Below are 15,143 nucleotides of genomic sequence, written 5' to 3' on the forward strand. Positions count from 1 at the left end.
ATTGTGCCTTACAGCCAAATTATACCTCTTTTCGCCGTGAAGTCAAGGAAAAATCCCGATTTATATTTTGCGCGGAAAAGGGGGGCCGGGCGCGAACGCGCCCGGCCCCCTTTTTCCCTGCGTGCGGTCATGCCGATTTTGCCAGCATCTGGACCAGCACCGTGATGTCGTCGTCGTGCCCGTCGGAACGGTTTGAAATCGCCTTTGAAACGATCGTTTCCGCCAGCTCCTGCGGCAGGCGGCCGTTCCACTGTTCCGTTTCCCGGCAGATCCACTCCGTCCCGGAGGAAAGGGCGCCGTCGGTCATCAGAATGAGAAGGTCGCCTTCAGACAGGGTCTCGGCGGATTTTGCAAACCGGGTTTCGTTCAGGATCCCGACCGGCAGGCTTGGGGTGTCGATCACCACCGCGTGCCCGTTCTGCCGCAGGATCGCGGACGGCGCCCCGGCCTTGAACAGGTCGACGCTCCCGCTGAACAGGTCGACCGCGGCGATGTCCATGGTGGCGAGGGATTCGTCGCCGGACTTAACCAGAAGCGCCGAGTTCACGATCTTCAGCGCCGCGTCGAACCCGATTCCCGCCTTGATCAGGCGCGTCATGATGCCGCAGGCCATCGCGCCGTCCACGGCCGCCCGTCCGCCCGTCCCCATCCCGTCGCTCAGGATGGCGATCTGGCGGCCGTTGCCGTCGGAAAATGTTTCAAAGCTGTCGCCGCAGAGTTTTCCGTTTCCGCAGACGTGCTGGGCGCAGCCGGACTTGACGCGGTAGGAGGGGAGCTCCGACATCTGGATCCGGCACTTTCCGCCCGCGGAGGTCACGCACGGCGGCTGGAACGTGCGGGTGCAGGTGCGGGAAATTTCCGCGGTCAGTTCGGCCTTGTTCAGGCGCGCGCCGTCCACCGGCCCCGAGACGATCTCGACGGACATGCGCCCGAACCGGTCCGTCCGGCAGCTCACGTCGAACGGCTGGATCCCGGCGAGGCGGAGCGTCTCCTCCACCTTTTGCGCCGCCGTGTAGTCAAATTTGTCGTAAAGCTCAAGCTCCGAAGCCATTTCCTCCAGCATGCTGCTGGTCGTCTCGAACTGGACCGCGACCACGTCGCGGACCTGCTGGGCCCGCGCCTCCGCCGCCGCCCGGACCACGAATTCGCCGTAATTGCGGTTTACGGCATCCGTCATCAGATTCAGGCGGCTGCAGTGGGAGGCGAACGGCGCGGCGAAATCTTCCCGCTGGATCTGTCTCTTCTCCCTGAGCTTGTCCGTCAGATCGTTAAAAGCGTTCATGCTGTCGGTGAAATTCCGGTCCCAGCAGTAGGCGTTCAGGCCGCAGGTCCGGCATACCTCGTCCACGGCCCTGTGGTAAACGCTGCTGACATCGGGAGAACAGGCGACCTGCAGCTTTTTGGAGACTTCCTCGACGGATTCCGAAACGCTTCCGAGGGCTTTCGCCGCGAAATCCAGCTTCATGATCACCGACCGGCGAAGGCCCTCCGTCCGGGGCGTGTCGTCGCTGCGCGAAAAGATTCCCACCAGGCCGCTGCCGGTTTTCGCGGGCAGCAGCATGTAGATCACCGTCGCAGCCATCACCTCGTAAAGCCCGTTCACGACGGCGGACTGGTTCCCGACCTGAAGCGAGGCGACCGTGTTCGCCGCCACAAACGCGCAGGCGGAGGCGAGGCGCCCCACGGGGGAGAACAGCCCCGCCATCAGGCCCCCCAGCGCGTAGGCGCCGGAAAGGTAGTTCAGGCCCGTGGTGGAGAGGCTGAACGCGATTCCAGCCGCCACTCCGGCGACGCTGCCGCCGCTGATCCCGCCGTACCTTGCCGCGAACAGAATCGCCAGTACGGCAAGGACCCGGCCCGCGGAAATCCCGCCGACGGTCAGCCCGGACAGGGAAAGGATGAGAAGCCCTGCCGAAAACGCGGCGCACGTGATTTCCTGAGAGCTCCACTCACCAGGGCTGCGGCCGGATTCCCAGGCGGCAACCGACCGGCTGAGGAAATAGGCCGCGGCCCCGGCCAGCATGGCCTCCGCCACATACATGGCGGCCGTCGCCGCGCCGGAACCGTTGACCAGCGCGACGGACATGCCGGTCGCCAGCACCGGCAAGGACGAGACCACGGGCGCGAACGCGGGATGCGAACGGAGCCGCACAAGGTCGTTCAGCGTCCACCGGATTGCCGCGGCGGCCAGCAGCGCGGCCAGATAGTGCACGGGAACCGTGACCGCGGAAGGGAGCAGATACCCTGCGGCGCTGCCGAGGATCACGCTCCACAGGACCGAATAGGGCATCGCCGCCGCCGCCGCGACGCCGAAGGGCGCGTACTGCCCGAAAACGGTCCCCCGTGCGAGAAGCAGTCCCGCCGTGAAGGCCGCGAGGTGCCGCGCGGCCGTCCTGGCCGGAGCCGCCGCCGCCGTGGAGAGACGGACCCGGCGAATGTTTTCTTTTGCCATGGTATGATCACCGCCATCGTTTATTGGAACAACTTGTCCCTAAATTGACCTGAGTCTATTATACGATTTGTATTTAGATCATCTTGTCATAACATGATGTAGAATAATGGCGAAATGGATCATAACAGAACAAATTTTCATTTATTGGGATTTTTATGGCAACCAAATGGAAACTGTGATAAAATAGGGAATAAAATAACTCAGGGAAAGGTCGATCATCATGGAATACCAATTTTCCAGGCGCGTGCTGGAACTCAGGCCGTCGGCAATCCGGGAAATTTTCAAATATGCGTCGGACCCGCGGGTCATTTCGCTCTCCGCGGGGAATCCCGCGCCGGAGGCGTTTCCGACCCGGGAAATTTCGGAGATTTCCGCGGAGCTTCTGGCCCAACGCCCGATCGACGCCCTCCAGTACGGGACGACGGAAGGCTACACGCCGCTGCGGGATCATCTGAGGAAGTATCTGAAGGAAAAGCTGGGAATCGGCGCGGAGGGCGACGACCTGATCATCACGAGCGGCGCGCAGCAGATCATGGACCTGTTCACGAAGTCCATTGTGGACGAAGGGGACACCGTCCTGTGCGAGGCTCCGAGCTTTATCGGCGCGCTGAACACCTACCGCTCCTACCGCGCGGTGCTGCGCGGCGTGCCGATGGAGCCGGACGGCATGAGCCTTAATGGGCTGGAACAGGCATTAAAGGAAGAAAAGCGGGTAAAATTCATTTACACCATTCCGAATTTTCAGAACCCGACCGGCGCGACCATGAGCCTTGAAAAGCGCCATGGGATTTATGAGCTGGCCAAAAAATACGGCGTGATGATCCTGGAAGACAACCCTTACGGCGACCTGCGCTTTTCGGGAGAGGACGTTCCCGCCATCAAATCCTTCGACACGGAGGGCATCGTCCTTTACGCGGGGACCTTCTCCAAGGTCGTGGCTCCGGGCATCCGCGTCGGGTACGCCGTCGGGCCGAAGCCGATCCTTCAAAAGATGATCGTCTGCAAGCAGGGGGAGGATGTCCACACCAACAACTGGGCGCAGATCCTCTGCCATGAGCTGATGACGAAATACGATTTCGACGCGCACCTGCTGCGTCTGAAAGAGGTTTACCGCAAGAAATCGAAGGTTGCCGTCGACGCGATGAACCGCTGGCTCCTTCCGAAAATCACCTATCTGCCGATCGAGGGCGGCCTGTTTTTCTGGTGCACCCTTCCGGAAGGGACCGATATGCTGGAGTTTGTCAAACGCGCGATCGAGCACAAGGTGTGCGTCGTCCCCGGCAATTCCTTCCTGACGGACGAATCGCAGCCGTGCCGGTCGTTCCGCATCAATTACACCACGCCGACCGACGAGAACCTCGTGCGCGGCATTCAGCTTTTGGGGGAAGTCGCAGACGACATGATCCGCTGAAAGCATCAATCTATGGAGGCGTCAGTTTACATGGAACCGGAAAAGACCGAAACCGCAAAAAAAATAATCTTCAGCGCGATCCAGCCGAGCGGCACCATCACGCTCGGCAATTACCTCGGCGCGCTGAAAAACTGGATTGAGCTGCAGGACGAATACGACTGCATTTACGCGCTGGCCGACCTGCACACCATCACGGTGCGGCAGGAGCCGGCCAAATTCCGCCGCAACACGCTGGAGGCCTACGCGCTGCTGCTCGCCTGCGGCATCGACCCGCAGAAAAGCCCGTTTTTTATTCAGAGCCAAGTGCCGGAGCATGCGCAGCTTGCGTGGGTCCTGAACTGCTACACCCAGTTCGGCGAGCTGCAGCGCATGACGCAGTTCAAGGATAAATCGCAGAAACACCCGGACAACGTCAACGCCGGCCTGTTCACTTATCCGAGCCTGATGGCCGCCGATATCCTCCTCTACCAGGCGGACCTGGTCCCGGTCGGAGTCGACCAGAAACAGCACATCGAGCTGACCCGCAATATTGCGGAACGCTTCAACGGCCTGTACGGCCAGACGTTCAAGCTGCCGGACGGGTATATTCCGGAAACGGGCGCGAAGATCATGTCCCTTCAGGACCCGACCCGCAAAATGAGCAAATCCGATGAAAACGTCAACGCCTCCATCGCGGTTCTCGACAGGCCTGAGGATATCGTGCGCAAGTTCAAGCGCGCCGTGACCGACAGCGAGGCCTGCGTGCGCCGCGCGCCCGGAAAAGACGGAGTCAACAACCTGATGGGCATTTACTCCTGCGTGACGGGGAAGAACGACGGGCAGATCGAGGCGGAATTTGCCGGCAGGGGCTACGGCGACTTTAAAACGGCGGTCGGCGAAGCGGTCGTGGAGCATTTGAGGCCCATTCGCGAGAAATTCGACGAATACATCAAGAACAGGGATTACCTGGAACAATGTTATTCCGAAGGAGCGCGGAAAGCGGAGGCGATCGCCCGCAGAACCCTGCGCAAGGCGATGAAAAAAGTCGGCTTCCTTCAGTAGAAGCCGGATCATCCGAAATCAGGAATCCCCCCGTCCGGCGTCCGGACGGGGGGATTCCTCAATATTTGTTTTGTTTTAGGCTCCTGACGTAGAAGAACTGAAGGATCAGGGAGGCGGTGAGCAGCTCGGCACACTCCCTGGTGCCTGTTCCCGTGACGGCGTTGTGAATCGCCGCGGCGACCGCGGCCGCCGAAAATGCCCACGCCAAAACCATCAATGCTCTGTTTCGCTGCATGAAATCCCTCCCATTCCGGCGGAGCGGCCGTTATCGCCTGAGGTAATCGAGGTTTCCCACCGTTTCGCCGTTCTGCCGGTAAACGCGAGGCACCCGTTTGGACACGCCGCACACCAGCTCATAGTTGATCGTTCCAACCTGCGCGGCCAGCTCGTCCACGGGGAGAGCGACTTCGCCGTCGCGGCCGAAGACGGTGACTTCATCCCCGGCCCGCACGCCCGGAATGTTCGTCACATCCAGCATCAGCTGGTCCATGCAGACCCGGCCGATGATCTTCGCCCGCCGCCCGCTCACCAGCATCTCCGCCGACTGAGACAGGACCCTGGGGTATCCGTCCGCGTATCCGACCGGCACCGTTGCAACTTTCGTTTCTTCACTTGAGGTAAACTTTCTCCCGTAGCTGACCGAGGTTTGCGCGGGGATCGTCTTGACCAGGGAGACAACGCTCTTCAGCTGCATTGCGGGAATCAGCGGCACGGGATTCCGGATGCGGTCCGACGGCATCAGCCCGTACAGGATCACGCCGGGGCGAACCATGTCGAGCTGCATTTCCGGGTAGTCGAGGATCGCGGCGGAATTCGCGCAGTGGCGGATGCGGAACCGAATCCCGCGCTGCTCCAGCCGGCCGATCCCGTCGAGAAAATTGCGGTACTGCATCTGCGTGTAGACGCGTCCGTCTTCCCCTTCGTCGGCGACCGCAAAGTGGGTGAAAATCCCTTCGGGATCAATTCCGGGAAATTTGCACGCGCGCTCGACTTCGTCCAGAGCTCCGGCATCGCGCTCCGGCTGCTGGTACAGAAAGCCGATCCGGCTCATGCCGGTGTCGAGCGAAACGTGCACTTTCACGGTCACGCCGGCTTTTACGGCCTGTCCGCTCAGCGCGGCCGCGTACTCGCCGCCGACCAGCGCCTGGGAAATATTCAGCCGCGCAAGCTCCGCCGCCGCTTCGGGCGGCGTATAGCCGAGGATCAGCACCGGCAGTTTCGCGCCCGCCCTGCGGAGCTGCCGCGCTTCCTCCAGATTGGAGACCGCGAACCAGTCCGCACCCAGCCTCCCGTACACTTCTGCGAGCCGCTCGGCCCCATGGCCATAAGCGTCCGCCTTGACCACGCAGCAGATTTTTGTTTTACTGCGCAGCCTTTTCCGGATTTCGCTGTAATTATGTTCGACGGCATCCAGGCTGATTTCCGCCCAGGTCCGTTTCAGAATATCATCCGTCATAGCGATTGCCAGCTTTCAGACTTCGTATTATTTAAAGTATTTTACGCCGGATTCGAACAGCTTCTGATCTTTTTCGCCCGGCACATTTTTGTAGAGATTTTTGCCCATCCGCTCGGAGTGGCTCATCTTGCCGAGAATGTGCCCGTCCGGGCTGGTGATGCCCTCCACGGCGCTGACCGAGCCGTTCGGGCTCCATTCGGCCGAGCCGCTGGGAACACCGTCCGGCGCGCAGTACTGGGTCGCAACCTGTCCGTTCGCGATCAGGGCATCCATCCCACCGTCCTCCGCGACGAAACGCCCTTCCCCGTGGGAGATCGGAACCGCGAACACGTCGCCCGCGTTCACCCCCGCGAACCACGGGGACTTGACGGAGGTCACGCGCGTGTAGACCATGCGCGAAATATGCCGCCCGATGCTGTTGAACGTCAGGGTCGGCGCGTGTTCCGACGGGGCTGTGATTCTGCCGTACGGGACCAGGCCCAGTTTAATCAGCGCCTGGAACCCGTTGCAGATGCCGAGCATCAGGCCGTCCCTTTCGGTAAGCAGCTGCTCAACGGCCTCCGCGACGCGCGGATTGCGGAAGGCCGTCGCAATGAACTTGCCGGAGCCGTCCGGCTCGTCGCCCCCGGAGAAGCCGCCGGGAATCATGATGATCTGGGAGAGGGAAATCGCTTCCGACATTCGCCGGATGGTCTCCTCGATATCATTCGGCGTCAGATTGCGCACCACCAGAACCTCCGGCAGGGCGCCGGCCCTTTCGAACGCGCGGGCGCTGTCATACTCGCAGTTTGTACCGGGGAACACCGGAATGAACACGCGCGGCTTTGCCGCCTTGATTGCGGGAACGGAGGAATTCCGGCTTTTAAACAGAGGAATATCGCGGATTTCAACTTCCGGAGCCGCTGTTGGGAAGATGTTATCCAGCGTTCCGTTCCACGCGGCGATCAGCCGGTCGAGGTCCAGCGAACACTCGCCGAGTTTCACCCGCGGCTCCTCGATCGTGTCACCCAGCGTGAGAAAAGCCTGATCCAGCAAGGGAGTCTCTCCGCTCACTTCCACGAGAATCGCGCCGGACGCCGGTGCGAACAGGCAGCGGTGATTCAGAACCGCCGGATGAAACCGGAAGCCGATCTTGTTCCCGAAGCACATGCGCGCAATCGCCGCCGCCGCTCCGCCCTCGCGGACGACCGACGCGGAAAGCACGCCGTTTTCCCCGATCAGGCGGGTCACGGAGGCGTAATAGGATTTCAGCTTCCGCCAGTTGGGCAGCAGGGTGTCCGGGTCCTCCGGCAGAGGCAGCAGCAGAACGCGGGAACCGGCCTTTTGGAATGCCGCCGAGACGGTTCTGCTCTTTTTCGTCATTGTGACTGCAAAGCTGACCAGTGTGGGCGGAACGTGGATCTCCTCAAAGGTTCCGCTCATGCTGTCCTTGCCGCCGATGGCAGGAATGCCGAGCCCGATCTGCGCGGAAAACGCGCCGAGCAGGGCGGCGGCGGGTTTGCCCCAGGTCCTGGGGTCGTCCGTCATCCGCTCAAAATACTCCTGAAAAGTCAGGCGCGCTTTGAGCGGGTCGGCGCCGGCCGCCGCCAGCTTCGACAGGCTTTCCACCACCGCGTAGGCCGCCCCGTGGAACGGGGAGAAGCGGGAGACGCCGGGGATGAAGCCGTAGCTCATCGCCGTCGCGTCGTCGCTTTCGCCGGAAACCGGCAGCCCGGCCACCATGGCTTCCTCCGGCGTGAGCTGATAGGTTCCGGCGAAGGGCATCAGCACGGTTTCGGCGCCGATGCTGGAGTCAAAACGCTCGGAAAGCCCTTTCTGGCCGCAGACCTCCAGCCGGGAAAGGTTGATTTCAAACGCCTGCTCCAACGGGAGATCCGCGAGGCATTCCGGAACCTTAGCGCGGTAGTTGCCCTTCGGGTCCACGGCGGAAATCAGGGCGTCGGCGTTCTGAGTCACGCCGTTCGTGTCGAGAAACGAGCGGGCGAGATCGACGATCCTGTCGCCGCGCCACGTCATGCGAAGCCGGGAGGTTCCCGTCACTTCCGCGACGGCGGTCGCGCTCAGATTTTCACGGGCCGCGGCTTCGATAAAGGCACCCAGGTCGCCGGGGTCCAGCACGACCGCCATGCGTTCCTGCGATTCGGAAATGGCAAGCTCCGTCCCGTCAAGTCCCTCGTATTTTTTCGGAACCCTGTCCAGGTCGATGTCGAGCCCTTCCGCCAGCTCGCCGATTGCGACGCTGACGCCGCCTGCGCCGAAATCGTTGCAGCGTTTGATCCTCCGTGCGACAGCCGGGTCGCGGAACAGGCGCTGGATTTTGCGCTCGGTGGGCGGATTGCCCTTCTGCACCTCCGCGCCGCAGACCTCGATGGACTGCTCCGTGTGCGCCTTGGAGGAGCCGGTGGCTCCCCCGCAGCCGTCGCGCCCGGTCGCGCCGCCCAGCAGGACGATCACGTCGCCCGGAACCGGAACGCCGCGCACCACGTTTTCTTTTGGGGAAGCGCCGATTACCGCGCCGATTTCCATGCGCTTCGCAACGTAACCGGGGTCGTAGAGTTCCGTCACCTGACCGGTCGCCAGACCGATCTGGTTGCCGTAGGAGCTGTAACCCTGTGCCGCGCCGGTCGTGATCTTGCGCGTCGGCAGCTTGCCTTTCCGCGTCTTTTCGAACGGAACGCGCGGATCGCCGGAGCCCGTGACACGCATGGCCTGATAGACGTAAGCCCTGCCGGAGAGCGGGTCGCGGATCGCGCCGCCGAGGCAGGTCGCCGCGCCGCCGAACGGTTCGATTTCCGTCGGGTGGTTGTGGGTCTCGTTCTTAAACTGCACCAGCCATTTCTGCACCTGCCCGTCCACCGTGACAGGCACCTCGACCGAACAGGCGTTAATTTCCTCGCTCTCGTCCAGATCGGGGAGCAGGCCGCGTTTCCGCAGCAGCTTCATTCCGATGACGGCCATGTCCATCAGGGAAACCGGTCGGTCGGTCCTTCCGTAGACCTCGTCCCTTGCGTGATAGTATTCCGCGAGTGCATCCTCGATCGCCATGCTGAGCGCGGAACGCTCGACCGTAATCCTATTCAGGCGGGTCAGAAACGTCGTGTGGCGGCAGTGGTCGCTCCAGTAGGTGTCGATCACGCGCAGCTCCGTCACGCTGGGGTCCCGCTTCTCGGCGTCGCGGAAATAGTTCCGGCAGAACAGAAGGTCTTCCCGGCTCATGGCAAACCCCATGGACTGATGATACTCAAAAAGCCGCCCTTCGTTCCAGGAGATGAATCCTTCCACACGAACGACATCCTCAGGCGCCTTTGCCTCGGATTCGAGTGTTTCCGGCTTGCTCATGGAAGCAAGGCGGCTTTCAACCGGGTTAATCAGATAATTTTCGATTTTAATCAGGTCCTCGTGGCGCAGACCCTTGACCGCAACGAGCTTTGCAGTGGTAACCTGAGGCCGCTCGCCCTGTGTCAGCAGCTGAACGCACTGGGCGGCGGAATCCGCCCTCTGGTCATACTGTCCCGGCAGATATTCCATCGCGAAAGCTTCGTAGCCTTCGGGCAACGGATATTCCTCTTCATACACGAGGTCCACGTTCGGCTCCGAAAGGATCGTATCCCTCGCCGCGGCGTATTCTTCTCCCTTGATTCCGGAAAGGTCGTAACGGTTGACAATTTTGACGTCCTCCACGGCGGTAAGCCCCAGGTTTTCCATCAAATCCGTCCTGAGCTGCCGTGCTTCCCCATCAAATCCAGGCCGCTTTTCCACAAAAACACGGATGACTTCTGACATTTTTTCCCCCATTCCGCCGGACAGCCGGCTGAATTTCGATCCGATCCCTGATTCAGATTTCATACAGCTTATTTTAGCATAACCGGCGTGGATAGGAAAGGGCGAAATGCACCAATTTTCGCCTTTCGCCGTGAAAGGGATTGACGTTCCAAAGCCCGGCGGAAAACGGCCTACGAAATTTTTGCCGCCGCCTGCATCAAAGCTGAGGCGAGCTTTCCGGCGGAAGCAATGCTGGAAGATTCATTTTCGACCACGACCGCAAAGGCAAGCGGGGTTTTTGCATCGGAGGAGAAGCCGACCATCCAGCAGTTTGGTTTTTTCCCATTACCGACCTCCGCCGTCCCGGTTTTCGCACAGACCTTCATGCCGGGAAACAGGGAGTCGCCGTATTCCGAAGTGACGTTATAGCGCAGGTAGGTGGTCAGTTTCGAAGCTGTTTCGGCGCTGACCAGCGGTTCGCCCGTCTGCGCCGAACCGGTCTTCGTGTGAATACCGAGGGAATTGCTCACGTTCTGGATCAGATACGGCTGTGTATAGGTTCCGCCGTTCGCAACCGCGCCCATCAGAAGCATCATATGGTAAGGGTTGGCGAGGTCTGTGAATTGCCCCACGCCGGACCAGCCGAGTTCCTGCGGCTGTGCGCCGCTTACGCTGTAAGTGCTTTTGGCAGAGGGGATTCCCTCCAGAGAGAAGGAGCGGTTGAAGCCCATTTTATTTGCCATGGCGGTCATCTCATCCGCGCCAAGCTCAATGGCGATCTGGGAAAACGCGACGTTGGAGGACTTTGCGAGCGCTTTCTTGAAGCTGAGCTTCCCGTAGGCCCTGACGTCGGTGATCTTATTCCCGTTGATGGTCACGCTGCCGCTGCAGTTCCAGGTGCGCTCGTCCAGATCCGGAATTTTTTCGATGGCGGCGGCCGAAGTCACCACTTTGAAAATGGAACCGGGCGTCAGGGAGGAGGAGAGGACCTTATTCACAAACACGCCGTTATATTTGCCCGTTTTGTCGGTCGTCAGGTCCTTCGGGGGATTCGCGGGGTCGTAGTCCGGCGTGCTGACCATGCAGAGCAGCTCGCCGGTTTTATAGTTATAAAGGGTGGCCGCGCCGTTCCGGCTGCCCAGCTTCTGCCGGGCCAGCTTGCACAGGCTGCTGTCAAGCGTCAGGCGGATGTCGCTTCCCGCCGTTTTTCCGGTGGGGGTGGCAAGGCCCGTCACGGGATTGTAGCCGGACAGCTCCGCGCGGAAGCTGTACTGCACACCGGTGGAAATATAGCCCGCCGTGTCCCCGACCGCGTGCAGCATCGCCCGGCGGACGGTTTCGTCCGAGTTGTAGACGCGCTTGCCGTTTGAGGTTTCGGCGAGGACCGTGCCGTTCCGGTCCAGTACCCGCCCTTCGGCGGATACCGAGCTTTCGCCGGAAATGTGCTTGTTGAACGGCTGAACGGCCCAGTTGCCGCCGTTTACAAAAAGCCCGTAAAGGAATACGCACAAGCCGGCGAGGAAGCCGATGCACAGGAAATACAGGATAAACGAACGCGTTCCGGTCGTCCTCATGATTTTTTCCTCCTTCTCGCCGCGTAGGTGCGTTCATCCCCGGCCTTGATGAACGCGAGCAGCCCCCAGACGGACACCATGCTGGAGCCGCCCATGCTGACGAACGGGAGCGTGACCCCGGTCAGGGGGAGGACGTCGGTCGCGCCGAAGATGTTCAGGCAGGTCTGGAACAGCAGCATGCCCGCCGCCGCGCAGGAGGAGATGGAGTAAAGCGCGGAGCGGCTGCGGGTCGCGTCGGAGCGCGCGTAGAGCAGAAGGCCCGCGATCGACAGCACCACGACCAGCGCCAGGATCAGGCCGAGTTCCTCGCAGAGCATGCCGAAAACCAGGTCGCTCTGGGCGGCAAACACCGATTTCAGGCTGCCGCGCCCCAGCCCGACGCCGAACAGGCCGCCGGAAGCGGAATAGCTCAGCACCCTGGTCTGCTGGTAACCCTCGTCGCCCGCGTGTTCCCACACGTGCCCCCAGACCGCGAACCGCTGCGCGACGTAGGGCCGGAATTTCAGGATCAGAAACGCGCCGAGGCCCGCCACCGCGCAGATCAGCGCGATGGTCCGCAGGCTGCCGGAACGCATGAAAGCGATGATCAGAAACGTCACGAAGAAAATGCAGGCCGTGCCAAAATCCTTCATCAGGAACAGCGCGCCCATGCACACGGCGGAAAAGCCGATGAATCCCGTCAGGTTCTGGGCGGTCTGGAGCCTGTCCAATGTGGAGGCGCCGACAAAGATAAAGGCGATTTTGACCAGCTCCGACGGCTGCAGGGTGACCGGGCCGAGCTCGATCCAGTTTTTCGCGCCGTTATATTCCCTGCCCAGAACCAGATTGGCCGCGAACAGCAGCAGGGCCAGTACGCCGATTGCGGCGCGCCAGCGCATCGCCCGGTCGAGGTCCCCCAAAAACCAGATCATGAGGCAGAACAGCACGATCCCCGCCGCCAGCGCCGCGAGCTGGACCCAGGTGTTTTTCACGCCGGTCCCGCTCAGCAGAAGAATGCCGACGCCGCTGCTGAAAAAGGCGATGGTTTCCAGCTCGAAGCTGACCCGCCCCAGAACCTTGATCGAAAAGAAATAAAGTCCCCATTCCAGGAGCAGAAGGATCCCCAAAGGAATCAGCGGCAGAACGTCCGGCTTTGCGCCGGCAAAACAGGCCTGTCCGCCCAGAAGGAGCTGGGCGACCGTCACCGCGCGCATCAGAGAGGAAGGGGAGGCGGCCGGCCTGCGCGGGCGTTTGGACGGCTTCAGGCCGCTGACGTCCGCGGTGCGTTTGAGCATCAGGGCGGTGGAACCCATCGCGATGGAGTCTCCCGGGAGGACGGACGCGTTCTGACGGACCTTTGTCCCGTTGATGAACGTGCCCGCCTTGGAATTGGTATCGGTTACGAGCCAGCCGCTTTCGCGGCGGAACAGGACCGCGTGCGCGCGGCTGACGGTCGCGTCGTCCAAAATGATGTCGCAGCTGCGGCTGCGTCCGATGGAATTTTCCCAGTACAGGACCGGGATTACCTCATGCGTCGTCATATCTTCCAGAACAACGACGGGGTCCTCGCGCCTGCGCCCGGTCCGCAGGGAAGAAAAGCAGCGGAGCGCCACGACGGTGCCGATCAGCGCGACGGCGACCCGGGCCGCAAACAAAAGGATGGATTCTGCGCTGCCAAGTGCGGATAGAATCGAATTCAAGAAAGGACCTCCTTTCGGTTCATGAAATATTATAGCGATATTCCGCCGCAAAGTAAACGGGGAGCCGCCCGGATGCGGAATCAGAGGACGGCCCCGTGTTTTTACTGCTTCAGCACTCCAAGATGGCTCATCAGCTTGGGAAGGCAGGCTTCAAATTCCAGCCCGAAGCCGCCGTCCCTTCCGCTTTCCCTTGTTCTGCGGATGCAGTCCGCCGTAAAGTCGACGGCAAGCTGCATGGCCGCGCTTTGATGCATCCCCCGAAGCAGCCCGGCGATCATTGCGGCGCCGAACAGGTCCCCGGCACCCGGCCACTCTCCGCCGATGCGGTGTGAAAATGCATAACTGGCGTTTCCGCTTTCGGAGTCATAAACCGCGGAACCCATCAGGTCCGGGCTGAACCAGACCCCTGTCGCGACCGCGCTTTTCGCCCCCAGGGAACACACGCCGCGCAGTACGTTTTCCACCGTCTTTCGGTCCCAGGGGCCCCGGTGCTCCCGTTCCCCCAGCAAAGCCGCAGCGTCCCCGACCGGAAGGATCGCAAGGCCGGCCTGCGCGCAGAACCGCCGGGCCAGCTTTGTTTCTTCCGGCGCGGGCCCGGATCTGTTTTCTCTTCCGTTCCACCCGGAAGATCCCAGCAGGACCAGATTATCCTTTTCCCGGAATGCGTTCAGAAAATGAGAAAAAACGCCGGCCTGCTTTTCCGTTTCGGGAAATCCGAAGATCACGGCGTCGAACGAATATCCCAGTTTCTTCCATTGATCCGCACAGGCGGGAAGCTCCCCGCTCAGGTCCCTCCTGAGGTCCTCCGCCGCCGGCGACGGTTCAAAACAGGCCGGAGCCAGACAGACCTCGATCCCGGCGGCGGCAAGGACCGGCAGCGCCGCCGCCATGGAACGCCTCCCTGTCCCGCATACGGTGCCGACCAGCGCCGCGCGTTTCCTTTCGTTCATCATTATCCCTCCAAACCGTAATACTTTTACAATAAACGGAGGGGAGAAGGGATTCAAGGAGAAAAATGCAGATTGACAAAAAGAAAACGGCCACCGAAAAGGTGGCCGCGCTTCATTTCCGCTCCGCAATCTCTCCCGCCCGTTTGTAAATACTGTGCGGCGGAATCCATCCGCGCACCATCGAAAGGGGATAAACGGTCGTTTCCCTGCCGACGATCGTCCCGGGGTTCAAAACGGAGTTGCATCCGATCTCCACATGGTCGCCCAGCATGGCGCCGATCTTGCGCAGGCCCGTCTCAATCCGCTCGCTGCCCGTGTGGATCCACACGTCGGTTTTGTCGGATTTAATATTGGAGGTGATGGACCCGGCGCCCATATGCGCCTTGTACCCCAGAATGGAGTCTCCGACATAGTTATAATGCGGAACCTGAACGCCGTCGAACAGAATCACGTTTTTCAGCTCCGTGGAGTTGCCGACGACGCAGTCGGCGCCGACCAGCGCGTTTCCCCTGACGAATGCGCATTGGCGCACTTCGGTGCGGGGGCCGATGATCGCGGGCCCGTGCAGATAGGCGGAATCGAACACGGCGGCGGTCCGGTGCACCCAGATGTTCTCCCCCCGGCGTTCGTATGCTTCCGCGGACAGGCTGCCGCCGATCTGGAGGATCAGCTCCCCGATTTTCGGCAGCGCCTCCCACGGGTAGCCCAGCGTGCTCAAAAGAGGCGCCGCGGCGGTATGGGACAGATCAAACAGGCTGCAAATTTCAGCGGGTTCAAACATATTCATGATCTCCTTTGTTTCACGATCCGTCCCTATT

At 61.2% G+C, this 15,143-nt stretch carries 10 protein-coding genes; 2 read left to right on the forward strand and 8 right to left on the reverse strand.

The window, feature by feature from the left end:
* Positions 1–127: 127 nt before the first annotated feature.
* Entirely contained in the window at positions 128–2,452 is a 2,325-nt protein-coding gene (locus EQM14_RS02990; protein ID WP_128741552.1) for a SpoIIE family protein phosphatase, read from the reverse strand.
* A gap of 220 nt (positions 2,453–2,672) precedes the next feature.
* Between EQM14_RS02990 and EQM14_RS02995 the strand changes: the two genes are divergently transcribed.
* Both EQM14_RS02995 and trpS read left to right on the forward strand, forming a co-directional pair.
* Positions 2,673–3,863, forward strand: a complete 1,191-nt coding sequence (locus EQM14_RS02995; protein WP_128741553.1) for an aminotransferase-like domain-containing protein — start codon at positions 2,673–2,675, stop codon at positions 3,861–3,863.
* A 30-nt stretch (positions 3,864–3,893) separates the two neighbouring features.
* Positions 3,894–4,904 carry a tryptophan--tRNA ligase gene (gene trpS, locus EQM14_RS03000; RefSeq protein WP_128741554.1) on the forward strand — a complete coding sequence of 337 codons (1,011 nt, stop codon included), beginning with the start codon at positions 3,894–3,896 and terminating at the stop codon, positions 4,902–4,904.
* Positions 4,905–4,962: 58 nt separating this feature from the next.
* Here trpS and EQM14_RS16260 read toward each other — a convergent pair whose 3' ends face one another.
* The 7 genes from EQM14_RS16260 to EQM14_RS03030 form a co-directional block, all read right to left on the reverse strand.
* A complete protein-coding gene (locus EQM14_RS16260; RefSeq protein WP_164918941.1) occupies positions 4,963–5,139 on the reverse strand; it encodes a hypothetical protein in 177 nt (58 codons plus the stop codon).
* A gap of 30 nt (positions 5,140–5,169) precedes the next feature.
* Positions 5,170–6,360, reverse strand: coding sequence for an alanine racemase (alr, locus tag EQM14_RS03005; protein ID WP_128741555.1), 1,191 nt, complete (start codon positions 6,358–6,360; stop codon positions 5,170–5,172).
* A 27-nt stretch (positions 6,361–6,387) separates the two neighbouring features.
* Positions 6,388–10,143 (reverse strand): phosphoribosylformylglycinamidine synthase, encoded by a 3,756-nt coding sequence (locus tag EQM14_RS03010; protein WP_243112600.1) that lies wholly within the window; start codon positions 10,141–10,143, stop codon positions 6,388–6,390.
* 170 nt (positions 10,144–10,313) lie between these two features.
* A complete protein-coding gene (locus EQM14_RS03015; RefSeq protein WP_128741556.1) occupies positions 10,314–11,696 on the reverse strand; it encodes a penicillin-binding transpeptidase domain-containing protein in 1,383 nt (460 codons plus the stop codon).
* Positions 11,693–13,375, reverse strand: a complete 1,683-nt coding sequence (locus EQM14_RS03020; protein ID WP_128741557.1) for an FtsW/RodA/SpoVE family cell cycle protein — start codon at positions 13,373–13,375, stop codon at positions 11,693–11,695. Before EQM14_RS03020 ends, EQM14_RS03015 begins: the two co-directional genes overlap by 4 nt.
* Before the next feature lie 101 nt (positions 13,376–13,476).
* Positions 13,477–14,328: a hypothetical protein gene (locus tag EQM14_RS03025; protein WP_128741558.1), complete on the reverse strand. Its 852-nt coding sequence runs from the start codon at positions 14,326–14,328 to the stop codon at positions 13,477–13,479.
* A 109-nt stretch (positions 14,329–14,437) separates the two neighbouring features.
* Entirely contained in the window at positions 14,438–15,106 is a 669-nt protein-coding gene (locus tag EQM14_RS03030; RefSeq protein WP_128741559.1) for an acyltransferase, read from the reverse strand.
* Positions 15,107–15,143: the final 37 nt, after the last annotated feature.

It is taken from the genome of Caproiciproducens sp. NJN-50, assembly GCF_004103755.1.
Taxonomy (GTDB): Bacteria; Bacillota; Clostridia; order Oscillospirales; family Acutalibacteraceae; genus Caproicibacter.